At 66.2% G+C, this 20,345-nt stretch carries 19 protein-coding genes, 1 tRNA gene and 1 pseudogene; 10 read left to right on the forward strand and 11 right to left on the reverse strand.

What is annotated here, in order from left to right; genetic code table 11:
- Positions 1-88: 88 nt before the first annotated feature.
- Positions 89-940 (reverse strand): AraC family transcriptional regulator, encoded by an 852-nt coding sequence (locus UB43_RS09875; protein ID WP_045210324.1) that lies wholly within the window; start codon positions 938-940, stop codon positions 89-91.
- Between the two features lie 217 nt (positions 941-1,157).
- Positions 1,158-1,759, reverse strand: a pseudogene (locus tag UB43_RS09880) (GNAT family N-acetyltransferase).
- Between the two features lie 228 nt (positions 1,760-1,987).
- On the opposite strand from UB43_RS09880, the gene UB43_RS09885 reads away from it, so the two are divergent.
- Positions 1,988-5,464, forward strand: coding sequence for a PAS domain-containing hybrid sensor histidine kinase/response regulator (locus UB43_RS09885; protein ID WP_045210326.1), 3,477 nt, complete (start codon positions 1,988-1,990; stop codon positions 5,462-5,464).
- A gap of 135 nt (positions 5,465-5,599) precedes the next feature.
- Here UB43_RS09885 and UB43_RS09890 read toward each other — a convergent pair whose 3' ends face one another.
- The gene (locus tag UB43_RS09890; protein WP_045210327.1) at positions 5,600-6,058 is read right to left on the reverse strand and encodes a DMT family transporter; all 459 of its coding nucleotides are present in this window, start codon (positions 6,056-6,058) and stop codon (positions 5,600-5,602) included.
- Positions 6,059-6,141: 83 nt separating this feature from the next.
- Between UB43_RS09890 and UB43_RS09895 the strand changes: the two genes are divergently transcribed.
- Positions 6,142-7,050, forward strand: coding sequence for a LysR family transcriptional regulator (locus UB43_RS09895; protein ID WP_045210328.1), 909 nt, complete (start codon positions 6,142-6,144; stop codon positions 7,048-7,050).
- A gap of 4 nt (positions 7,051-7,054) precedes the next feature.
- On the opposite strand, the gene UB43_RS09900 is transcribed toward UB43_RS09895, so the two are convergent.
- Positions 7,055-7,873 carry a MerR family transcriptional regulator gene (locus UB43_RS09900; protein WP_045211267.1) on the reverse strand — a complete coding sequence of 273 codons (819 nt, stop codon included), beginning with the start codon at positions 7,871-7,873 and terminating at the stop codon, positions 7,055-7,057.
- 270 nt (positions 7,874-8,143) lie between these two features.
- Between UB43_RS09900 and UB43_RS09905 the strand changes: the two genes are divergently transcribed.
- The 4 genes from UB43_RS09905 to UB43_RS09920 all read left to right on the forward strand — a co-directional run bounded on the left by UB43_RS09905 (position 8,144) and on the right by UB43_RS09920 (position 13,131).
- Complete coding sequence (locus UB43_RS09905; protein ID WP_045210329.1) at positions 8,144-9,028, forward strand: M24 family metallopeptidase; 885 nt, start codon at positions 8,144-8,146, stop codon at positions 9,026-9,028.
- Positions 9,025-10,797 carry an SDR family oxidoreductase gene (locus UB43_RS09910; protein ID WP_045210330.1) on the forward strand — a complete coding sequence of 591 codons (1,773 nt, stop codon included), beginning with the start codon at positions 9,025-9,027 and terminating at the stop codon, positions 10,795-10,797. The genes UB43_RS09905 and UB43_RS09910 overlap by 4 nt, the downstream gene beginning before the upstream one ends.
- Before the next feature lie 8 nt (positions 10,798-10,805).
- A complete protein-coding gene (locus tag UB43_RS09915; protein WP_045210331.1) occupies positions 10,806-11,696 on the forward strand; it encodes a metal-dependent hydrolase in 891 nt (296 codons plus the stop codon).
- Positions 11,697-11,784: 88 nt separating this feature from the next.
- A complete protein-coding gene (locus tag UB43_RS09920; protein WP_082085814.1) occupies positions 11,785-13,131 on the forward strand; it encodes an FAD-binding oxidoreductase in 1,347 nt (448 codons plus the stop codon).
- 151 nt (positions 13,132-13,282) lie between these two features.
- On the opposite strand, the gene rmuC is transcribed toward UB43_RS09920, so the two are convergent.
- From rmuC to UB43_RS09940, 4 genes are all read right to left on the reverse strand, one after another.
- Positions 13,283-14,647, reverse strand: coding sequence for a DNA recombination protein RmuC (gene rmuC, locus UB43_RS09925; RefSeq protein WP_177329792.1), 1,365 nt, complete (start codon positions 14,645-14,647; stop codon positions 13,283-13,285).
- A gap of 571 nt (positions 14,648-15,218) precedes the next feature.
- Positions 15,219-15,428 (reverse strand): hypothetical protein, encoded by a 210-nt coding sequence (locus UB43_RS09930; protein ID WP_045210333.1) that lies wholly within the window; start codon positions 15,426-15,428, stop codon positions 15,219-15,221.
- Between the two features lie 77 nt (positions 15,429-15,505).
- Complete coding sequence (locus tag UB43_RS09935) at positions 15,506-16,270, reverse strand: RES family NAD+ phosphorylase (RefSeq protein WP_045210334.1); 765 nt, start codon at positions 16,268-16,270, stop codon at positions 15,506-15,508.
- Positions 16,271-16,639 carry an antitoxin Xre/MbcA/ParS toxin-binding domain-containing protein gene (locus UB43_RS09940; RefSeq protein ID WP_045210335.1) on the reverse strand — a complete coding sequence of 123 codons (369 nt, stop codon included), beginning with the start codon at positions 16,637-16,639 and terminating at the stop codon, positions 16,271-16,273.
- A 267-nt stretch (positions 16,640-16,906) separates the two neighbouring features.
- On the opposite strand from UB43_RS09940, the gene UB43_RS09945 reads away from it, so the two are divergent.
- A complete protein-coding gene (locus UB43_RS09945) occupies positions 16,907-17,368 on the forward strand; it encodes an RcnB family protein (RefSeq protein WP_045210336.1) in 462 nt (153 codons plus the stop codon).
- Between the two features lie 6 nt (positions 17,369-17,374).
- Here UB43_RS09945 and UB43_RS09950 read toward each other — a convergent pair whose 3' ends face one another.
- A complete protein-coding gene (locus tag UB43_RS09950; protein WP_045210337.1) occupies positions 17,375-17,809 on the reverse strand; it encodes a hypothetical protein in 435 nt (144 codons plus the stop codon).
- A 124-nt stretch (positions 17,810-17,933) separates the two neighbouring features.
- Here UB43_RS09950 and UB43_RS09955 point away from each other — a divergent pair, with 124 nt between their 5' ends.
- The 3 genes from UB43_RS09955 (at position 17,934) to UB43_RS09965 (ending at position 19,354) form a co-directional block, all read left to right on the forward strand.
- Positions 17,934-18,416 (forward strand): GreA/GreB family elongation factor, encoded by a 483-nt coding sequence (locus UB43_RS09955; RefSeq protein ID WP_045210338.1) that lies wholly within the window; start codon positions 17,934-17,936, stop codon positions 18,414-18,416.
- A gap of 136 nt (positions 18,417-18,552) precedes the next feature.
- Positions 18,553-18,900, forward strand: coding sequence for a carboxymuconolactone decarboxylase family protein (locus tag UB43_RS09960; protein WP_017522075.1), 348 nt, complete (start codon positions 18,553-18,555; stop codon positions 18,898-18,900).
- A gap of 97 nt (positions 18,901-18,997) precedes the next feature.
- Positions 18,998-19,354, forward strand: coding sequence for a hypothetical protein (locus UB43_RS09965; RefSeq protein ID WP_045210339.1), 357 nt, complete (start codon positions 18,998-19,000; stop codon positions 19,352-19,354).
- Between the two features lie 86 nt (positions 19,355-19,440).
- Here the strand turns inward: UB43_RS09965 and UB43_RS09970 are convergent.
- Together UB43_RS09970 and purC are read right to left on the reverse strand one after the other, a co-directional pair.
- Positions 19,441-19,530, reverse strand: a tRNA-Ser gene (locus tag UB43_RS09970).
- Positions 19,531-19,625: 95 nt separating this feature from the next.
- A complete protein-coding gene (gene purC / locus UB43_RS09975) occupies positions 19,626-20,336 on the reverse strand; it encodes a phosphoribosylaminoimidazolesuccinocarboxamide synthase (protein ID WP_045210340.1) in 711 nt (236 codons plus the stop codon).
- Positions 20,337-20,345 lie beyond the last annotated feature (9 nt).

The raw sequence follows: 20,345 nt of genomic DNA on the forward strand, positions 1-20,345 counted from the left end.
CGGCATCTCGAACGACTGTTCATCAGCCGCGGCAACGGGCCAGTCGCCCGTCGGTGGCGAGATCTGGCTGATTACGGCGCGGGGAAATTCAGGCGGGGCGGAAAGACCGTGCACAAGCCTGGCGGTACTCGCCGGGGCCGACGCCATAGGCCTGCTTGAACTGCCGGCTGAGGTGACTCTGGTCGGCGAAGCCCAGCTGCATGGCCACATTCACCGGCATGCAGCCCTGCTTGAGCAGGGCACGCGCCTGCTCCAGCCGGCGCTGCTTGAGCCAGGCGTGGGGCGGCAGGCCAGTAGCCTTGCGGAACACGCGGGCGAAGTGGAAGGGCGACAGGCCGACGGCGGCGGCCAGTTCTTCCAGTGACGGCGGCTCCATCAGCCGCGACCCGAGCAGCTCGCGGGCGCGGGCCACGGCCACCGGTTCATTGCCCGCAGGCGGCGCCTCGGGAATCCTCGCGTGGCGCTGGAACAGCAACAGCAGCGCCTCGCGCCAGCAGGTCTGGCGCTGCAGCACGGTGGCGTCGGAATCCACCAGCCGGTGTGCGGCGAACAGCGCCTGCACCAGTTCCGGGTCGAATACCACGCTGGCGTCGAACGACGGCGTGCCGCCTCCGCCCAGCTCCAGTTCCTCCAGCACGCCGGAAACCTGCGCCAGCTCCGGGTAGAAGCCGCGGTAGCGCCAGCCGGCTTCGTCGGCCTTGGAGCCGGTGTGGACCTCGTCGGGGTTGATCAGCACCACGCTGCCGGCCGGGGCGAAGTGCTCGGCACCGCGATGGTGAAAGCGCTGCGCGCCCTGCTCGATCATGACGAAGGCGAAGCCTTCATGGACGTGGGGCGAGAACACCTGCTCGATGTAGCGCGCATGCAGCAACTCGACGCCACCCAGTTCCTGGGCGCGCCAGAAGCGGGTGCGTTCGCCGCTCGCGTCGTGTTCTGCCATGGGTCATTCCGCCAATCGATTCTCTGGGCGCTGCGCCATTCGGGAGCTACTACGGTGCCAGCGCTTTCCCCTCACCCCAGCCCTGGCTACGCGCCCCGCTCAGAGGGAGAGGAGGCCGTCCGTGCTGGCTGACACAACGGCTTCATCCTGCGCCGATCAGTCCCCTCTCCTCTGGGGGAGAGGGTTAGGGGTTCTGAAGCCGCGACCAGAGTACCACTCAGCCGACGAAACCGGCTTCCAGCGCGGCCTTCACCTGCGGCCATTCCTGGTCGGTGATGCTGTAGAGAATGGTGTCGTCCAGCCGCCCGCCGGCCAGGCGCCGGTGGTTGCGCAGCACGCCCTCGCGCACGGCGCCGAGCTTCTCGATGGCGCGCTGGGAGCGTTCGTTGCTGGCGGCGGTCTTGAACTGCACGCGGACCATCTTCCAGCTGTCGAAGGCGTGGCGCAGCATCAGGTACTTCATGGTGGCGTTGAGGCCGCTGCCGTGCTGGTTCTGGTCCAGCCAGGTGGCGCCGATCTCGCAGGCCGGCAGCGCCGGGAGGAAATCCATGAAGCGCGTGGTGCCGACGATCTGGTTGCCCAGGCGCACCACCAGTGGCAGCGCCCGGCCCTCGCGCTGGTCGGCCAGGCCCTGGCGGTACCAGTCCGGGCGCCCCGGAGCGCTCATGAACTGCAGGACATCGCGGTTCTGCTCCGCCAGCGTCACCAGGTCCGGCACGTCGGCCTCCACCATCGGCTCCAGGCGCAGGGCCCCGCGCTGCAAGGTGATGGGTAACGGTCTGAACATGGCGCCCTCCTCGAAACACGACGCGAAATCATCGCTCACATCAGAGCGTAGCGGCCCGGCGAAGTGCCGCGTACCCAGCCGGGCGCGACAGACGGACCGCGAAAAGCCCGGCAAGCTATCAGTACCGCGCCCTCCCCTCAAGTGTGAGGCGCGACACAGCGCCACTGAGACATTGGTAGCAGGCGTCTGACAGTTCCGGACTTTGGTGCGAAACTGCTGCCAGCGCTCCTGCGGGGGAGCCAGTCATTTCCGGAGTCAGCATGTCGTTGTCCAGTGGGTTGATCGCAACGGTCGCCCTGCTCTACATGGCGGTCCTGTTCGCCATCGCGTTCTATGGCGACCGCCGTCGCGCCCCACTTTCGCCGCGTGTCCGCGCCTGGGTCTACAGCCTCTCGCTGGCCGTCTATTGCACCAGCTGGACCTTCTTCGGCGCCGTCGGCCAGGCCGCCGACCAGCTCTGGTCGTTCCTGCCGATCTACGTCGGCCCCGTGCTGCTGATGCTCTTCGCGCCCTGGGTGCTGCAGAAGATGATCATGATCAGCAAGCAGGAGAACATCACCTCCATCGCCGACTTCATCGCCGCGCGCTACGGCAAGTCCCAGGCGCTGGCGGTCGTGGTGGCGCTGATCTGCGTGGTCTGCGTGCTGCCCTACATCGCCCTGCAGCTCAAGGGTATCGTTCTCGGGGTGAACCTGCTGATCGGCGCCGGCCCCGACTCCACCGGCATTCGCGCCCAGGACACGGCGCTGATCGTGTCGCTGATCCTGGCGCTGTTCACCATCGTCTTCGGCACCCGCAACCTGGACGTCACCGAGCACCACCGCGGCATGGTGCTGGCCATTGCCTTCGAGTCGCTGGTCAAGCTGACCGCCTTCCTCGCCGTCGGCATCTTCGTCACCTACGGCCTCTACGACGGCTTCGGCGACCTGGTGGACAAGGCCCGCGTCGCGCCGCAGCTCAATGAATACTGGAAGGAAACCGTGCACTGGCCGGCCATGCTGCTGCAGACCGGCGTGGCGATGACCGCGATCATGTGCCTGCCGCGGCAGTTCCACGTGCTGGTGGTGGAAAACATCGAGCCGCGCGACCTCAACCTGGCGCGCTGGGTGTTCCCGATCTACCTGGTGCTGGCCGCGCTGTTCGTGGTGCCCATCGCCCTGGCCGGGCAGATGCACCTGCCGGCGGGCGTGATGCCGGACTCCTTCGTGATCAGCCTGCCACTGGCCGAGGCCCATCCCGCGTTGGCGCTGCTGGCCTTCATCGGCGGCGCTTCGGCGGCCACCGGCATGGTGATCGTCGCCAGCGTGGCGCTGTCCACCATGGTCTCCAACGACATGCTGCTGCCCTGGCTGCTGCGCCGCAAAGGCGAGGCCGAGCAACCCTTCGAGGTGTTCCGCCACTGGCTGCTGACCGTGCGCCGGGTGAGCATCGCGCTGATCCTCCTGCTGGCCTACGTCAGCTACCGCCTGCTGGGCTCCACCGCGAGCCTCGCCACCATCGGCCAGATCGCCTTCGCCGCCATCGCCCAACTGGGCCCGGCGATGATCGGCGCGCTGTACTGGAAGCAGGCCAACCGCCGTGGTGTGTTCGCCGGCCTGGCCGCCGGCTCTTTCCTCTGGGCCTATACCCTGGTGCTGCCGGTGGTCGCCAAGGGCCTGGGCTGGCCGCTGGAAACCTTCCCCGGCCTGGCCTGGCTCGCCGGCCGCCCGTTCGGCCTGTCCATCGAGCCACTGACCCTCGGCGTGCTGCTTTCGCTGATCGGCAACTTCGCGCTGTTCGGGCTGGTCTCGGTGTTCTCCCGCACCCGAGTTTCCGAGCACTGGCAGGCCAGCCGCTTCATCGGCCAGGAAATCTCCCAGAAGCTCAGCTCGCGCTCGATGCTCGCCGTACAGCTGGAAGACCTGCTGATGCTCGCCGCACGCTTCGTCGGCGAGGAGCGCGCGCGACAGAGTTTCATCCGCTTCGCCTACCGCCAGGGCAAGGGCTTCACCCCCAGCCAGAACGCCAACGACGAGTGGATCGCCCACACCGAACGCCTGCTCGCCGGCGTGCTCGGCGCCTCCTCCGCGCGCGCCGTGGTGAAGGCCGCCATCGAAGGCCGCGAGATGCAGGTGGAGGACGTGGTGAAGATCGCCGACGAAGCCTCCGAGGTGCTGCAGTTCAACCGCGCACTGCTGCAGGGCGCCATCGAGAACATCACCCAGGGCATCAGCGTGGTCGACCAGTCGCTGCGCCTGGTGGCCTGGAACCACCGCTACATCGAGCTGTTCGAGTACCCGGACGGGCTGATCTACGTCGGCCGCCCGATCGCCGACATCATCCGCTACAACGCCGAGCGAAACCTCTGCGGCCCGGGCGACCCGGACCTGCACGTCGCCAAGCGCCTGTACTGGATGCGCCAGGGCACGCCGCACACCTCCGAGCGGCTGTTCCCCAACGGCCGGGTGATCGAGCTGATCGGCAACCCGATGCCCGGCGGCGGCTTCGTCATGAGCTTCACCGACATCACCAACTACCGCGATGCCGAACAGGGCCTGAAGGACGCCAACGAAGGCCTGGAGCAACGCGTCCAGGAGCGCACGTTCGAGCTGTCGCAACTGAACCAGGCGCTCACCGAGGCCAAGGGCACGGCCGAGGCGGCGAACCAGTCGAAATCGCGCTTCCTCGCCGCGGTCAGTCACGACCTGATGCAACCGCTGAACGCCGCGCGGCTGTTCTCCGCCGCCCTCGCCCACCAGGAAAAACTGCCCGAGGAGGCCACCGAACTGGTGCGCCATCTGGATTCGTCGCTGCGCTCGGCGGAAGACCTGATCACCGACCTGCTGGACATCTCGCGACTGGAAGGCGGCCGCGTCAGCGCCGACGTCGCGGCCTTCCCGCTGAGCAACCTGTACGACACCCTCGGCGTGGAATTCCGCGTGCTGGCCCAGGAGCACGGCATCGACTTCCACGTGCGCGGCAGCAAGCTGCGCGTGGAGAGCGACATCAAGCTGCTGCGCCGTGTGCTGCAGAACTTCCTCACCAATGCCTTCCGCTACGCCAAGGGCCATGTGCTGCTCGGTGTACGCCGCGAGGCTGGCCATCTGCGCCTGGAAGTCTGGGACCACGGCCCCGGCATCCCGCCGGACAAGTTGCAGGTGATCTTCGAGGAATTCAAACGCCTGGACAGCCACCAGACCCGCGCCGAAAAAGGCCTGGGCCTGGGCCTGGCCATCGCCGACCGACTCTGCAAGGTGCTCGACCATCGCCTGGAAGTGCGCTCGTGGCCGGGCAAGGGCAGCGTGTTCAGCGTCAGCGTGCCGCTGGCTCGCCAACCCGCTCCGGCGCCGCTCAACGGGCACAAGGTGGAAACCCCGGAACAGCTCAACGGCGCGCAGGTGCTCTGCGTGGACAACGAAGACAGCATCCTCACCGGCATGAACAGCCTGCTGACCCGCTGGGGCTGCCGCGTGCTAACCGCACGCAGCCGCGAGGAGTGCCAGGCCCTGCTGGACGGCGACGCGCGCCCGCAACTGGCCCTGATCGACTACCACCTGGACGACGGCGAGCTGGGCACCGACCTCATGGCCTGGCTGCGCACCCGCCTGGGCGAGCCGGTGCCGGGCGTGGTGATCAGCGCGGACGCCCGCCCCGAACTGGTGGCGCAGATCCATGCGGCGGGGCTGGACTTCCTGCCCAAGCCGGTGAAGCCGGCGGCGTTGCGGGCGTTGTTGAGTCGGCATCTGAGTTTGAGATAAGTCCGCCCGCCGTTCGTTCGCAGCGGCGGCGGTTCGCGAGCAAGCTCGCTCCTACAGTCAGCCGTAACTTCAAGTGGCTTTTTGTAGGAGCGAGCTTGCTCGCGAACCCGCCCAGCCCCCATGGCAGAAGGCAGCTCACGCCACCCTCCCGCGCCACTGCAACAACACCACCCCGGCAATGATCAGCCCGATGGCCAGATAACCTTCGGGCGACAACCGCCGCACCGAAAAACCGGCCCAGCCGAACTGGTCGCACAGCGCCGACATCAGCATCTGCCCCGCCACCACGCAGGCCAGGAAAGTCGCCGCGCCCAGCTGCGGCGCCAGCATCACGGCCACCGTCAGATACGCCGCGCCGAACAGCCCACCCAGCCAGCCCCACCAGGGCGTGGTGGCGATTCCGGCGGCGGCCGGGAGCGGTACGCGGAACGCCAGCAGCGCAATGATCACCGCCGCCAGGCTGACACCCAGCGAAGTCAGGCTGGCACTCAGCGGATGCCCCAATTGGCGCCCCAGCAGCGAGTTGCTGCCCGCCTGCAGGGCAACCATTGCGCCCACAGCGATGGCAGGCAATAGCAGAAGCAGTTTTGACATCGAAGATTCTCCCTGGCTTGTCGATGGAGCTCAGCTTCTGCTATCCATCCAGCTCATGGAAATGAATGATTGGTACATCCTGAATGCACTCGATTCATGACTTGCGCCGCATCGACCTCAACCTGCTGGTGATCCTCGATGCCCTGCTGGAAGAGCGCCACGTCTCCCGCGCCGCCGAGCGGCTGGCGATGACCCAGCCGGCGGTGAGCCACGCGCTCAATCGCCTACGCGACCTGCTGGACGACCCGCTGCTGGTGCGCGCCGGCAACCAGATGCAGCTGACTCGCCGCGCCTTCGAGCTGGCCGGCCCGCTGCGGGAAATCCTCGGCGGCGTACGCCGGCTGGTGCTGGGCGATGATTTCGACCCGGCCAGTGCCGAGCTGGAGCTGCGCCTGGGCATGTCCGACTATGGCGCCTGGGTGGTGTTGCCAACGCTGCTGCCGGTCCTGCGCCGCGAGGCGCCGGGCATCCACCTGGACGTCCGCCAGGCTTCGCGCGGGGGCATGGCCGAGCAGGTGGCGAGCGGCGAACTGGATGGCGCCCTCGGGGTCTTCCCGATGCTGCCCGAGGGGCTGCGCGTGCAGCGCCTGTTCGAGGAGCGCTTCGTCTGCCTGTGCTCGCGCGACACCCTGGGCGGCCGCAAGCGCCTGGACCTGGACGACTACCTCGCCGCGCCGCACCTGCGGGTCGCCCTGCAACAAAGCCCGGCGGAAGAGATCGACAGTCATCTGGAAAAGCTCGGCCGGCGCCGTCAGGTGGCCTCTACCGTGCCGCATTTCAGCGTGGCGCCCAGCCTGTTGGCGGGCACCGACCTGGTGCTGACGATTGCTGCGCGGATGCTCCCGGATGATCTCGAAAGCCATGGCCTGGCCAGCTTCGAGCCGCCGCTGAAACTGGCGCCGTTCGATTTCGTGCAGATCTGGTCGGAGGCCAGCGAGGACGACCCGGCGCGGCGCTGGCTGCGCGGCAAGCTGGCCCAGGCAGCCAGCTGACTGCCTATTCCGGGGTTTCCAGGCGACGGAGGATTTCCCCGACGCGCTCGCCGAGCATCTCGTTGGCCGAGCGCTTCAGGCCTCGCGCCAGCTCCACCAGCACCACCTGCTCGGCCACCGGGCGCAGGCGCTGGAAGACTTCGGCAAGGCGCTCCAGATCGGCCGCGCCGGGCAGCAGGTCAGCGCCCGGCTTGTCCACCAGATGGGTGACCACCAGGCGCACGATGCCGGCGGCCAGGTGTTCCGTATCACGGCGCAATACAGCCAGGTGATCCAGCAGCGACGCCAGCGGAATACCCGCGCGGTAGAGCTCGACACCGGCATTGAACAGGCGCGGGCTGGGAATGCTGATGCGCTCGCCATCGAACGCCAGCAGCCCTTGCGCCAGCGCCTGGTCGATCACGGCGTCGTCCAGCTCATCGCCAAACAGCGCCTGCAGGTCGCTGAACTCGATGCTGCCGGGGGACTCCAGGTTCCACGGCCCGACGATGGCTTCGTCGAGGCCCAGCACATGGTCCAGGTCATGGCCGCTTTCCCAGCTGTGCAGCAGCTCCTTGATATTGGCGATGTTGTAGCCGCGTTCCAGCAAGCGGTTGATCAGCCGCAGGCGGCGCAGGTGGCTGGCGAAATACACCCCGGCGCGGCCACGGCGCTCGGGCGGCGGCAGCAGGCCGCGATCCTGGTAGGCGCGCAGGTTGCGCACCGTGGTGCCGCCCTCGCGGGCCAGTTCATCCACCGAGTACTCGCGCTCGTCTTCCAGCGCGGAAGGCGCGTCATCCGGGCGTTGCAGCAGGCGCTGCAGGAGGTTCAGGGGTGTGCTCATGGCCGGATGATAGCCATCGACATGCCCCCGGAACAATCGGAAGGATTAATCCTTCGGTGATCTCCTTCTCATCCCCGAGGCCCAACCAAAGACGGGAACTGCACCCGCCCGATTTCGCCCTGCCGGCCGCAACCCGCGCCGCCAGCGGCTCCCCGCTCCGGTAACACTCCAGGCCCGCGACGCACGCATGGCGCAACGGCATCCGATGGGTCAGCATCGATCGTGACATCGCCCGATGTAACGATAACAACAACCAGCCTGGAGAAAGTCATGTCCCAAGGCGCCTGGGTGCCCACCCCCGAAGACCTGCGGCACTTCCGCGAGATTCAGCAACTGGCCTACCGCTGCTGCGAAACCATTGCCGGCGAACTGCGCCCGGGCATCAGCGAGCGCGAGACCGCCGCGCTGATGAAGACCTGGCTGCTCGATCACGGCGTGCGCGACTGGTTCCACCAGCCCTTCGCCTGGTTCGGCAGCCGCACCTCGTTCAAGGGCTTCGACGGCCTGCGCCACCTGGGCGGCTTCAACCTGGCCTTCTACCCCGGCAAGCAGCGCCTGGAGGAAGGCATGCCCTTCATCCTCGATTGCGCGCCGACCCTGGGCGCCTACACGGCCGACGTCGGCTACTCCGGCGCACTGGGCCACAACCTGCTGGTGGAGCGCCTGATGGACGACCTGCTGGCACACCGCAACCTGATCGTCGAACAAGTGCGCCAGCGCCTGCCGCTGGCCCAGGTCAGCCAGTCGGTGGACCGCCTCTGCCAGCGCCAGGGCACCCTGCCGCGGCACAAGGCCTACCCCTTCGAAGTGCTGGCGCACCGCGTGGAAAAACTCGGCGCGCGCAACACCGGCCCGTCGGTGGCGCGCTTTGGCGTGCGCAACATCGCCACCCTGATGAAGAACGCCCTGATCACCGGCCGCCGCGAGGGCTGGTCGCCGCTGTGGTCGAGCAATGATCGTTCGCAGCACGCACCGACGCCGGGCCTCTGGGCTGTCGAGCCGCACCTGGGCCTGCGCGGCGTGGGCGCCAAGTTCGAAGAGCTGCTGGTGGTCACCGAGGACGACGCCTACTGGCTGGACGACGACCTGCCCCACGTACGCCGCTGGACCGAACGCGGCCTGATCAGCGCCCCGGCGCGGCGGGAGGTGGCATGAACGCCATGCTGGAGAAGAGCCTGCCGGCGCCGGAACGGCTGGACGTGCAGTCCGGCAACGTACGCCTGGCCGTCTGGCGCTGGGGCGAGGCGCACCTGCCGATGGTGCTGTTCGTCCACGGCTACCCGGACAACCACGAAACCTGGCTGCCGCTGATCCGCCACCTCTCGGGGCGCTTCCAGCTGGTGGCCTACGACGTGCGCGGCGCCGGCGAATCGGACAAGCCGCGCAAGACCCGCGACTACCGCCTGGAACTGCTCAGCCAGGACCTCAAGGCCGTGCTCGACGCCGTCAGCCCGCAGCGCGCGGTGCACCTGGTGGCGCATGACTGGGGCTCGATCCAGACCTGGGAAAGCGTCACCGACCCGCAATTGCGCGCCCGCATCGCCTCCTACACCAGCGTCTCCGGCCCCTGCCTGGACCACGTCGGTTTCTGGATGCGCGACCGCCTGCGCCGCAAGACCCCGCGCGCGCTGCTGCAGATGGCCAGCCAGCTGCTGCACTCCTGGTACATCTACTACTTCCACCTGCCGCTGCTGCCGTCGCTGTCCTGGCGCTTCGGCGCAGCCAAGGCCTGGCCGCAGTACCTGCGCAAGGTCGAAGGCATCCGCAACCCGGTGCGCAACCCGCACCAGGCCAGCGATGGCGAGCACGGCGTGAAGCTCTACCGGGCCAACTTCATCACCTCGATCTTCAAGCCGCGCAAGCGCCACACCGAGGTGCCGGTGCAACTTATCGTGCCGACCCGCGACCGCTACGTCGGCCAGCAACTGTTCCAGCAGCTTTCGCTGTGGGCGCCGCGCCTGTGGCGCCGCGATGTCACTGCCGGACACTGGCAACTGCTCGCCGAACCGGCCCGGCTGGGCAAGTGGATCGACGAATTCGTCAGCCACATCGAGGGCGGCGAAGCCACCCCGGAACTGCAGCGCGCGGCGCTGAAACCCGGCGCCGGCCCCTTCGCCGGCAAGCTGGTGGTGGTCACCGGCGCGGGCGGCGGCATCGGTCGCTCAACCCTGCTCAGCTTCGCCGAACGCGGCGCCAGCGTGCTGGCCGCGGACATCGACCCGGCCGCCGCCGAACGTAGTGCCGAGCTGGCCCGTGCGGTCGGCGCCACGGCTCACAGCTATTGCGTGGATGTGGGCGACAGCGCCGCCATGGAGCGCTTCGCGCAGTGGGTGAAGAGCAGCCTCGGCGTACCCGACGTGGTGGTCAGCAATGCCGGCATCGGCATGGCCGGGCCGATGCTCAAGACCACCCCGGAGGAATGGGAACGCCTGCTGCGCATCAACCTGTGGAGCGTGATCGACGGTTGCCGGTTGTTCGGCAAGCAGATGGTCGAGGCCGGCAAGCCGGGGCACCTGGTCAACGTCGCCTCCGGCGTGGCCTTTGCGCCGTCACGCAACTACCCGGCCTACGCCACCAGCAAGGCTGCGGTGCTGATGCTCAGCGAGTGCCTGCGCGCCGAACTGGCGGGCCATGGCATCGGCGTCAGCGCGGCGTGCCCGGGCTTCGTCGACACCGGCATCGTCCAGGCCACGCGCTTCGCCGGCCTGGATGACGAACAACAGGCGAAACACCGCGCCAAGGTGCAGCGCTTCTACCGTCGGCGCCGGCTCAGCCCGGACACCGTCGGCGAACGCATCACCCGCGCGGTGGAACGCAACCAGCCGGTGGTGAAAGTCGGCAGCGAAGTGCACCTGGGCGCCCTGCAATGGCGCTTCATGCCCTGGCTGTCGCGCCTGTTCGCCCGCCTCAATCTCACTGCCTGAGAACTGCCATGAACGATCATCATCACAAGCTGGTGCAACGCAAGGTGCAGTTCGACTACACCGACTCGCCGCTGCACTGGATTCCCGGCGAGCCCGAGGCGTCCCACGCGATCAACGTCATCCACATGATGCTGCCGGCGGGCGAGTTGTGGTTCTGCCGGCTGTACAACAAGGCGCTGCCCTTCGTGAAGGAAGGCCGGCTGCGCGAGGACGTGCAGGGCTTCATCCGCCAGGAAGCCATGCACGCCCGCGCCCACTCGGGTGCCCTGGAGCGCTACCTGAGTCACCACGGCATCGACTCCACGCGCTATCTGAAGGTCATGGACTACCTGTTCGAGCAACTGCTCAGCGACACGCCGCTGGGTATCGAACTGTTCAATCGCACCCCCTGGCTCAAGCGCTGGTGGATCGGCCAGCGCTGCGCCATCGTCGCTGCGGTGGAGCACTTCACCTGCATCCTCGGCAAATGGATTCTCGAAGCCGATGCGCTGGACCGCGCCAAGGCCGATCCGGTGCTGCTCGACCTGTTCCGCTGGCACGGCGCCGAGGAAGTGGAGCACCGCAACGTCGCCCATGACCTGCACGTGCACCTGGGCGGCACCTTCGTCAGCCGGCAGCTGTGGATGTTCGTGGTGTGGCCGCTGATCATCTATCTGTTCGCCTTCGGCACCCGCACCCTGTCGCGACAGGACCCCACCATCGCCAAACCACGCTCCTTCGCCGCAATCTGGCGCGATGGCTCGAAGTCCGGCGTGCTGCCGAAGATCAGCTCGCTGGCCACCAGCTTCCTGCGCTACTTCAAGCCCTGGTACCACCCGGACCACGAGGCCAACACCCAGGAAGCGCTGGACTACCTGGCCCGTTCGCCGGCCGCCAGCCGGGCCGCGCGCGCCTCGTAAGGCCTGTCGGCGCGCCCGCGCAGTGGATGCGCGGCGCACGCCGATCGCATACTGCGGCATCCGTTATTCGACTCAGGGATGCCGCCGTATGCCGATGGGAACCTACCCGCTTCACCCCGCCCTTCCCTCCCGCGTGGAGCGCCTGCCGGAGCAGGTGGACGTGGTCATCGCCGGCAGCGGCATCATGGGCTGTGCCACCGCCTGGCAACTCGCCGGCCAGGGCCTGAGCGTGCTGGTGCTGGACAAGGCCGGGATCGCCAGCCAGCAATCCACCCGCGCCTGGGGCTTCGTCCGCCAGCAGGCGCGCGATCCGGCGGAAGTACCGTTGATGATGGCGGCGATTCCGCTGTGGGAACGCCTGGAAGAAGAGCTGCAACTGCCGCTGGAATGGCGCCAGGGCGGCTGCCTGTACCTGGCCGAAACGCCGGAGCAGCAGCGCAAGTACGAAGACTGGCTGAAGGTCGCCGCCAACTTCGGCCTCGGCACCCGACTGCTGGGCCGCGCAGAAGTCGCACAGATGATGCCGGCGTTGAGCGATCCCGCGCTGGGCGCCCTGTATACCGCGAATGATGGCCAGGCCGAGCCGCGTCGCGTGGCGCCCGGCTATGCGCTGCGTGCCATTGAGCGTGGCGCCGTGTTCGTCGAAGGCTGCGGCGTCACCGGCATCGACCGCGCCGCCGGCGCCGTCTGCGGCGTGCAGACCGAGCGCGGCTATGTGAAAACCCGACACCTGTTGATCTGCGCGGGCGCCAGCAGTTGGCGCCTGGTGCAGAGCCTCGGCCTGGAACTGCCGCAACAGGCCGTGCGCTGTACCGTTTCGCGCACCAGCCCCGGCCCGGACGTTGGCGCGCAAAGCTTCATCGGCCACGGCATCGGCTTCCGCCAGCGTGCCGACGGGAGCATCAACCTCGCCGACGAAACCCAGGCCGACATCGACCTGAACCTCGACTACCTGCGCGGCGCCCGGCACTACCTGCCGCACCTGCCGGAGCACCGCGCGGGATTCTCGTTCAAGCTCAACGGCGCGTTGTTCCACGACCTGCGCCAGCGCCTGCCCGGTTCGGAAAGGAGCATTAACGGCCCGGTGCTGGGCGAGCGCGATCCGCAGGTAAAGGCGAACACCGCGCGCGTCTTCACGGCACAGCAGAATCTGGCGAAGGCCTTCCCGGCACTACGCGATGTGAAAGTCGTGGAAAGCTGGGCGGGACTGATCGACGTGCTGCCCGACGGCATTCCCGTGCTCGATGCACCCGCGCAAGTGCCCGGACTGCTGATCGCCACGGGCTTCTGCGGCCACGGCTTCGCCATGGGGCCGATCGTCGGCCAACTGATGAGCCAGTGGATACACAGGGGCGATCCCGGAATGGACCTGCACGCCTTCCGGCTGCGGCGCTTCGCCGATGGCACGGCGGGCAAGCCTTACTCGCTGTTCTGACAGAGCGCATACGCCCCACCGCGGAAACAACGCCGGGCTCTTCGTAGGAGCGAGCTTGCTCGCGAACAGGACCCGTCGGCCACATGGATGTGTACGAGAGATAGGGGTTCGCGAGCAAGCTCGCTCCTACAGGTCCGTTTGCAAGCCGTGCCTACTCGCCCTCTTCCACCACCGGCGCATCATCACTCAACGCCCGCTCCAGCCACTCCGTCGGCAGGTTCTTGCTGGCCCGCGCACCCAGCAGCTTCACCTGCTCGGCGCGGCTGATCAGGTTGCCGCGCCCTTCGCAGAGCTTGTTGCGCGCAGCGGCGTAGGTCTTGTCCAACTGCTGCAGGCGAGTGCCCATCTCGTCCAGGTCCTGCACGAAGAGCACGAACTTGTCGTACAGCGCCCCGGCGCGCTCGGCGATCTCGCGGGCGTTCTGGTTCTGCCGCTCCTGGCGCCACAGGCTGTCGATCACCCGCAGCGTGGCCAGCAGGGTGGTCGGGCTGACGATCACGATGTTGCGCTCGAAGGCCTCCTGGAACAGGTTCGGCTCAGCCTGCAGCGCCGCTGAAAAAGCGGCTTCGATCGGCATGAACAACAGCACGAAGTCGAGGCTGTGCAAGCCTTCGAGGCGGCGATAATCCTTGTCGGAAAGGCCCTTCACATGGCTGCGCAACGACAACACATGGGCCTTCAGCGCTTGCTGGCGTATGACCTCGTCGTCCGCGGCAATGAACTGCTGGTAAGCCGTCAGGCTGACCTTGGCATCCACCACCACCTGCTTGTCGCCAGGCAGACGGATCAGCACGTCAGGCTGGAAGCGCTCGCCATCCGGCGCGCGCAGGCTGACCTGGGTTTCGTACTCGCGGCCCTTCTCCAGGCCGGCATACTCCAGCACGCGCTCGAGCACCAGTTCGCCCCAGTTGCCCTGGGTCTTCTGGCCCTTCAGGGCGCGGGTCAGGTTGGTGGCTTCCTCGCCCAGGCGCAGGTTCAACTGCTGCAGGCGCTCCAGCTCCCTGGTCAGCGAGAAGCGCTCACGGGCCTCGGCCTGGTAACTCTCTTCCACGCGCTTCTCGAAGGATTGGATACGCTCCTTGAGCGGGTCGAGCAGTTGCCCGAGTCGCTGCTGGCTGGACTCGGCAAAGCGCTGTTCGCGCTCGTCGAAGATTTTCCCGGCCAACTCGGCGAACTGGGCACGCAGGTCGTCCTTCGCGGCTTGCAGGTCGCCCAGGCGCTGCTGGTGATTGTCCTGCTGCTCGCGCAGCTCGGCCGATAGCGCCGCATGCTCGGCGGAAAGACGGCGCAGCTCGGTTTCCTTGTCGGCGCGCTCGGCCTGCCAGTCCTGCTCGGCGTTACCCAGGCGGGCCCGCTCTTCCTTGCCCAGTTCAACTTCGCGGCGCAACGCCGCCGCCTCGGCGGAGAGTTCGCCATGCCGGCCACTCAGGCGCTGGAAAGCATCGCGATCCGCCTCAGCCCGCGCGGACAGCCCGTCCTGCGCCAGTTGCGCCGTCGCCAGCCGCTCGCGCAGCAAGGTCGCCTCCTGCTCCACCTCGACCCTTCGCGCTTGCAGGCGCCAGGCAAGCGCGGCCATGGGCAGCAATCCGGCGAGCGCTCCGATCAACAGGGCGGACAGATCGAGGGGCATGCAGGTCTCCGAGGTGTGGCAAAGGATCGCGCCAGTCTACCAGCCGCTCGCCAGGAGCGGCCTCGTCCGCCGTAAAGGCCCTGGAACAAGGCTCCTGAGCAAGCGCTCGGGACAATCCACAGAAGCTGTGGATAACTCAGTGGAGAACTTGCTGAAAACAGCCCATACCCCCAGTGAACTGGGGCCGTGTGACAGATTGGTGATTTTTTCACCAATCAAAATTTCCTTTATTTTTCAATAAGTTAAAAAACGCAAGGAAATTCAGGAGGTGGCCAACTGCAATGTTTCGGGGACTTGACAGAGTGCGTCAGCATTGTGCACAAGTGCGCGCCACGCAGCAGCCGACCGCCCCGTTTCAGGGCAGTGGATAGGAAGTATTCTCAGGCAGACAGTGCATTCAACACGGGCGACGCGCGCGCCGGAAGCTCCGTCTTCCGACGCCGATACCCGGAGAATTTCATGCGATCTGAACCTGCCGGCGCGGCACACGCTGCGGCCGGACGATGCGGGGTGGTTCGGGAAGCTGAATCGACTGCCGCTCGGCGGCGCTGACCCGCGCATAAATGCGCTCGGCAGCACTGCGGCTGTTGCAGTCGTAGAAGAACTGGTTGAGGTAGACGCGCCAGCGACGATCGTCGCTGGGATGGACAGCTATCCGTATATCCATGGTCTGGCGCTCCCTGCTTGGCCATCCGGTAACTTACACCGCTCACCATGACACGACAGTGGCAAAACGATGAACGGTCAGGCCGGATGCGGCAACCTGCCCTCCACCAGGTACTGCTCGCGCCGGTAGAGCCGCGGGCTGTCGGGCACCTGGGCATGCTTGAAGGCGACGTACTCGGAAGTCGTCTCGCACAGCCACGGCATCAGGTTACGCGGGCGCTTTTCGGTAAACGCCGAAGGAGCGAACAGCGCTACGTTCACGCCGCCCTGCGGGCAGCGTGCCGAACGGTATTCAAAGGCCTCCACACCCGCCTCGCGCATCGCGCTGCCCAGGCCCTGGGTCACGCTGTAATCCTGGGGATCGAGCAGCGCTTCGTGTTCACGGAAGGGCGGCAGGTGAAGGCGCACACCTTTCTGTACCTGGAAACGCGCCTCGAACGAAGCATGCTCGGAAAGGATTCGCCCACTGGGCGGCGGTGTCGCCATGCCTTCCCACAGTACGAAGCGGTAAAAAGCCGACTCCGCCATGGCCGTTTCCAGCTTGAGCGCGCCGTAGAACAGGCTCGGCTCATGCCGCCGACCGAAACGCGAGCCCCAGCGCAGCGGCGGATAGCGGAACGGTGTCTTCAATAGATAGTGCAGCGGCTCCGCAGGTGGCGGCATGCGCGGCTTGCTGGTTTCCAGCAACTCCTCGAGCAGCGCCTGCTCTTCCAGGGTGTCCACCAGCTGCAGCGTCGCCACCTGACCCTGGCTTTCCACCAGTCGCACCAGGCGCCCACGAATGGGGGCGATGACCGAATCCTCATACTTGGCCCAGAGACGGGCGCCGGCTGTGAAGGACATTCAGACCTTGCCCCGGATGGCATCCAGGTATTCGACCACCGCGACCAGGCCCTGCACCTGCTCCATCAACTGCAATGGCACGCCGCCCAGGTGGCGGTTCTCGGTGCGCAGGAAGTGGCGCATGTCTTCATGATTGCCGCCGAACAGGGCGAACAGCGCGCGGTAGATACGCACCAGCAGCAACGCCAGCTCGCCAGTCTTGCTGTCCACGCGCAGGCCGTTCTGCTTCCAGCGACTCACCGCGCTGCGGTCCACTCCGACGATGGCGGCCAGTTCCTGCTGGGTCATCGCCAGGTGCTCGCGCGCCGTCAGCACGGCCTTGGCCAGGACGGCATCGGCAACCGGGTTTTCCTTCAGCAGAGCGCTCATGGCGAATCCCCTGTCAGTGCATTTGCTACAAACATATCACCAAATGCTGTAACCGCACAAAGATCGCGGCACGGGAAATACGCCGAACTCCGCTTTCGCCCGCTCTGTATCAACGAACTGACAAAGCAGAGAATTTCTTTACCGAACATTTACTTACGCTTGGCGTTCGTTGACCTGACCGCGCGGTCTCATGAAGCACCCGGATCGTCCGGGAGATGAAAGCAGGAATCACGCACCGGCAACGCCGGCTGCGCCAGGAGAAATACCATGAAGAAGTCTGTCGCCCTGTTCTGTGCCGCCCTGATGCTCGGCAGCCCGCTGGCGAGTTTCGCCCAGCCGGGGGGCGGCCCGGACAATGGTCCGAACCATCCGGATAGTCGACCGCCGCAACAGCAGCAACGGCCGGACCAGCAGCACAATCAACAACGGCCCCAGCAACAACAGCCTCACGGCAACTACAACCAGGGGCGCAATGGCCACGCGGATCCGCGCTACTACAGGAACCCGGACTACCGCCCTCAGGCCGGCATGCCCGTACCCCACCGCGACTGGCGCCGTGGCGTGATCGTGGAGCCGAACTATCGCGGCGACCGCTATTGGGTCACCGACTGGCAAGCACGCCACCTGTACGCACCGCCGCACGACCATCGCTGGCTGTACGTCAATGGCGACTACATCCTGGTGGCCATCGCCAGCGGGTTGATCGTCAACATCCTAGCCGGTTATTGATCCACTTCAGGCGCTGGCGCTGAGCATCGAGCCGGCACCACTGCCACCGGCCCTGCGGATCGCCTCGGCCAACGCCGCGGCGGTCTGCTGCATGGCCGCACTGGTACTGGCGATGCGGCTCTGCAGGGCCATCAGCGCCGCGGTGCGCTCGGCATCCGAGGAATAGTGGCGCTTCTGTGCTTCGGCCAGCTCCCGCTGCTCCTGCTGCAACTGCTTCTGCAATTCCTTCAGGCGTTTCTGCAATTGCTCAACGGTGGTGCTGGCTTTGCCGGAACTGGCGGAGCTGCTGCTCTTTTCGCTTTCCGTCGTTCCGCCTGCCTGCAGACGCGGGCTGCCGGAGCTTTCATTGGCGCTGTCAGCCTGCGTACCAGTGGTGGTCGAGGTGGCGACGCGTAGCTGACTGGCGAAAGCCTGGTTCGCCGAGGTAATCGAAAGGCTCATGCCGGATGTCCTTTGTACCGGGAGTTCAGCCGCTCTATCGGCTGCCGCCGGAAAATCTTGAAAGCGCCTTCGCAGGACAGGGCAAAGTCCCTAGGATAGGCGGCTTTATTTCCAGCCCGCCGCCATGGACAAGAAACGCGCCTACCAACTGATCCTCGCCCGCCTCGCCGAAGACTTGGAGGTCGCCGTGCGCGCCGCCCAGACGGCCCACGAGACCGCGACCCACGAGGAAAACATCGCCGAGAACAAGTACGACACCCTCGGCCTGGAAGCAGCCTACCTCGCCGCCGGCCAATCGCGTCGCGTGGAAGAAATCCGCCAGGCCCTGTCGCTGTTCGAGAACCTTCAATTACGCGATTTCGACGAGGAACAGGGCATCCAGACCAGCGCCCTGGTACAACTGACCAACGAGCGCGACCAACAGCGCTGGGTCTTCCTCGGCCCGGACGGAGCCGGCCTCAAGGTGCAGCACGAAGGCACCGAGATCCTGGTCATCACCACCCGCGCCCCACTGGGCAGCGCCCTGCTCCAGCGTCACCCCGGCGATGAAGTCGAAGTGGGTACCGGCAGCGCACGCCAGCGCTATGAAATCCTCGACGTCTGTTGACGCTTGCGCCCTGCAAAGCAGCAACAGTCGAGCGCATCGATGAAAAATCTGAGCGGAACAGACAATACCCGGCACGCGGACTGACGCAGACTAAGCTTCAAGGCCACACCCACTCCCGGCCTCAAGGAGAAGCATCATGCTGTTCAATTGGTCCGAGTACGTCCCCGCCGTGAAAAAAGCCTTCGGCGCCCTGGGCAAGAAACACCCGAAAATGATCGCCGCCTACCAGGCTCTGGAAGCGGCCGCCGCCGACGGCGACGCCCTGGATGCCAAGACCCGCGAACTGATTGCCATCGCCGTGGCCATCACTACCCGCTGCGACGGCTGCATCGGCGTTCACGCCGAGGCCGCCCGCAAGGCTGGCGCCACCGAAGCCGAGATCGCCCAGACCCTGGCCACCGCCATCTCGCTCAATGCTGGCGCCGCCTACATCTACTCCCTGCGCGCCCTCGAAGCCTACGAGTCCGCCGCCGCTCCGAAATGAGCCTGCACCCGCGGCGCCTCGGCGCCGCGGCCTGCCTCTTTCCCTTGCGGGGTGCGATGGGTTATCTGTGTTGCTCAGCCAACCAAAACCACTGCCCATGCCCCAGCCTACCCTCAGCTTCTGGAAACTCACCCTCGCCATCGCCGCCGGCATCTGGCTCGGTTGCCTGGCCGTTGCCGCCACCGCGTGGCTGATCTGGCGCGACGCTCCGCTCGCCCTCACCCACCCTCTCGCTCCGTCACCAACGGCGCCCCCGCCGGCCCGCAGCAACGAAGAAATGTTCCAGCAATACCTGCAACGCCAGCAGGCTACGCAGGAGCAGCAGAATCATGAGATCGAAAAAGCGGAACGTGACAAACGCTTCAACAGCGCGCCATGTCAGTTCTGGCTGCAGCAGTATCAAGCGGATCCGACGCAGAAGAATCGAGAGAAGATGGATGGGTATTGCGGGTGATGGAGCGTAGGGCGGGGACTTTCAGGACGCAGAAAAGACAAAACCCCTGAAACGCTAGGCATTTCAGGGGTTTTGGCCATCTGTAATGGCGGAGAGATAGGGATTTGAACCCTAGGAACTGTTGCCAGTTCAACGGATTTCGAATCCGTCCCGTTCGGCCACTCCGGCATCTCTCCGTGCGGCGCGCATGATACCAGCTTGAAGCCTGAAGGCGAAGCCCTTATTCAGGATTTTTTCGCGTGGTATCAGACGCTTGCGTGCACTGGTCGGATCAGAGCGGCACGCCGAGGCGGTGAGCCACTTCTTCGTAGGCCTCGATGACGTCGCCCAGACCCTGGCGGAAGCGGTCCTTGTCCATCTTCTTGCGGGTTTCCTTGTCCCACAGGCGGCAGCCGTCCGGGCTGAACTCGTCGCCCAGGACAATCTTGCCGTGGAACAGGCCGAACTCGAGCTTGAAGTCCACCAGCAGCAGGCCGGCGTCGTCGAACAGCTTGTTCAGCACTTCATTGACCTTGAAGGAGTAGGCCTTCATTTCGGCCAGTTGCTCCAGGGTCGCCCAGCCAAAGGCCTGGACGTGGGATTCGTTGATGAACGGGTCACCCAGGGCGTCGTTCTTCAGGAACAGTTCGAAAGTCGGCGGAGTGAGCTGCAAGCCCTCTTCCACGCCCAGGCGGCGTACCAGGCTGCCGGCGGCGTAGTTACGCACCACGCACTCGACCGGGATCATGGCGAGCTTCTTGACCAGTACTTCGTTGTCCGACAGCAGGGCGTCGAACTGGGTCGGGATGCCGGCGGCTTCGAGCTTCTGCATGATGAAGGCGTTGAACTTGTTGTTCACCATGCCTTTGCGATCGAGCTGCTCGATGCGCTTGCCGTCGAACGCCGAGGTGTCGTTGCGGAACAGCAGGACGAGGCGGTCGGCGTCATCGGTGGTGTAAACCGACTTGGCCTTGCCGCGATAGAGTTCTTCGCGTTTTTCCATGATGGGCTC

The sequence above is a fragment of the Pseudomonas sp. 21 genome (genome assembly GCF_000955805.1).
In the GTDB taxonomy this organism is placed as follows: domain Bacteria; phylum Pseudomonadota; class Gammaproteobacteria; order Pseudomonadales; family Pseudomonadaceae; genus Pseudomonas.

What these genes read in the sequence shown, in the direction of transcription:
- UB43_RS09875 (WP_045210324.1), bottom strand. Translation starts at nt 940, where the DNA reads ATGGCAGAACACGACGCGAGCGGCGAACGCACCCGCTTCTGGCGCGCC.
- UB43_RS09885 (WP_045210326.1), top strand. Translation starts at nt 1,988, where the DNA reads ATGTCGTTGTCCAGTGGGTTGATCGCAACGGTCGCCCTGCTCTACATG.
- UB43_RS09890 (WP_045210327.1), bottom strand. Translation starts at nt 6,058, where the DNA reads ATGTCAAAACTGCTTCTGCTATTGCCTGCCATCGCTGTGGGCGCAATG.
- UB43_RS09895 (WP_045210328.1), top strand. Translation starts at nt 6,142, where the DNA reads ATGCACTCGATTCATGACTTGCGCCGCATCGACCTCAACCTGCTGGTG.
- UB43_RS09900 (WP_045211267.1), bottom strand. Translation starts at nt 7,873, where the DNA reads ATGAGCACACCCCTGAACCTCCTGCAGCGCCTGCTGCAACGCCCGGAT.
- UB43_RS09905 (WP_045210329.1), top strand. Translation starts at nt 8,144, where the DNA reads ATGTCCCAAGGCGCCTGGGTGCCCACCCCCGAAGACCTGCGGCACTTC.
- UB43_RS09910 (WP_045210330.1), top strand. Translation starts at nt 9,025, where the DNA reads ATGAACGCCATGCTGGAGAAGAGCCTGCCGGCGCCGGAACGGCTGGAC.
- UB43_RS09915 (WP_045210331.1), top strand. Translation starts at nt 10,806, where the DNA reads ATGAACGATCATCATCACAAGCTGGTGCAACGCAAGGTGCAGTTCGAC.
- UB43_RS09920 (WP_082085814.1), top strand. Translation starts at nt 11,785, where the DNA reads ATGCCGATGGGAACCTACCCGCTTCACCCCGCCCTTCCCTCCCGCGTG.
- UB43_RS09930 (WP_045210333.1), bottom strand. Translation starts at nt 15,428, where the DNA reads ATGGATATACGGATAGCTGTCCATCCCAGCGACGATCGTCGCTGGCGC.
- UB43_RS09935 (WP_045210334.1), bottom strand. Translation starts at nt 16,270, where the DNA reads ATGTCCTTCACAGCCGGCGCCCGTCTCTGGGCCAAGTATGAGGATTCG.
- UB43_RS09940 (WP_045210335.1), bottom strand. Translation starts at nt 16,639, where the DNA reads ATGAGCGCTCTGCTGAAGGAAAACCCGGTTGCCGATGCCGTCCTGGCC.
- UB43_RS09945 (WP_045210336.1), top strand. Translation starts at nt 16,907, where the DNA reads ATGAAGAAGTCTGTCGCCCTGTTCTGTGCCGCCCTGATGCTCGGCAGC.
- UB43_RS09950 (WP_045210337.1), bottom strand. Translation starts at nt 17,809, where the DNA reads ATGAGCCTTTCGATTACCTCGGCGAACCAGGCTTTCGCCAGTCAGCTA.
- UB43_RS09955 (WP_045210338.1), top strand. Translation starts at nt 17,934, where the DNA reads ATGGACAAGAAACGCGCCTACCAACTGATCCTCGCCCGCCTCGCCGAA.
- UB43_RS09960 (WP_017522075.1), top strand. Translation starts at nt 18,553, where the DNA reads ATGCTGTTCAATTGGTCCGAGTACGTCCCCGCCGTGAAAAAAGCCTTC.
- UB43_RS09965 (WP_045210339.1), top strand. Translation starts at nt 18,998, where the DNA reads ATGCCCCAGCCTACCCTCAGCTTCTGGAAACTCACCCTCGCCATCGCC.
- purC (WP_045210340.1), bottom strand. Translation starts at nt 20,336, where the DNA reads ATGGAAAAACGCGAAGAACTCTATCGCGGCAAGGCCAAGTCGGTTTAC.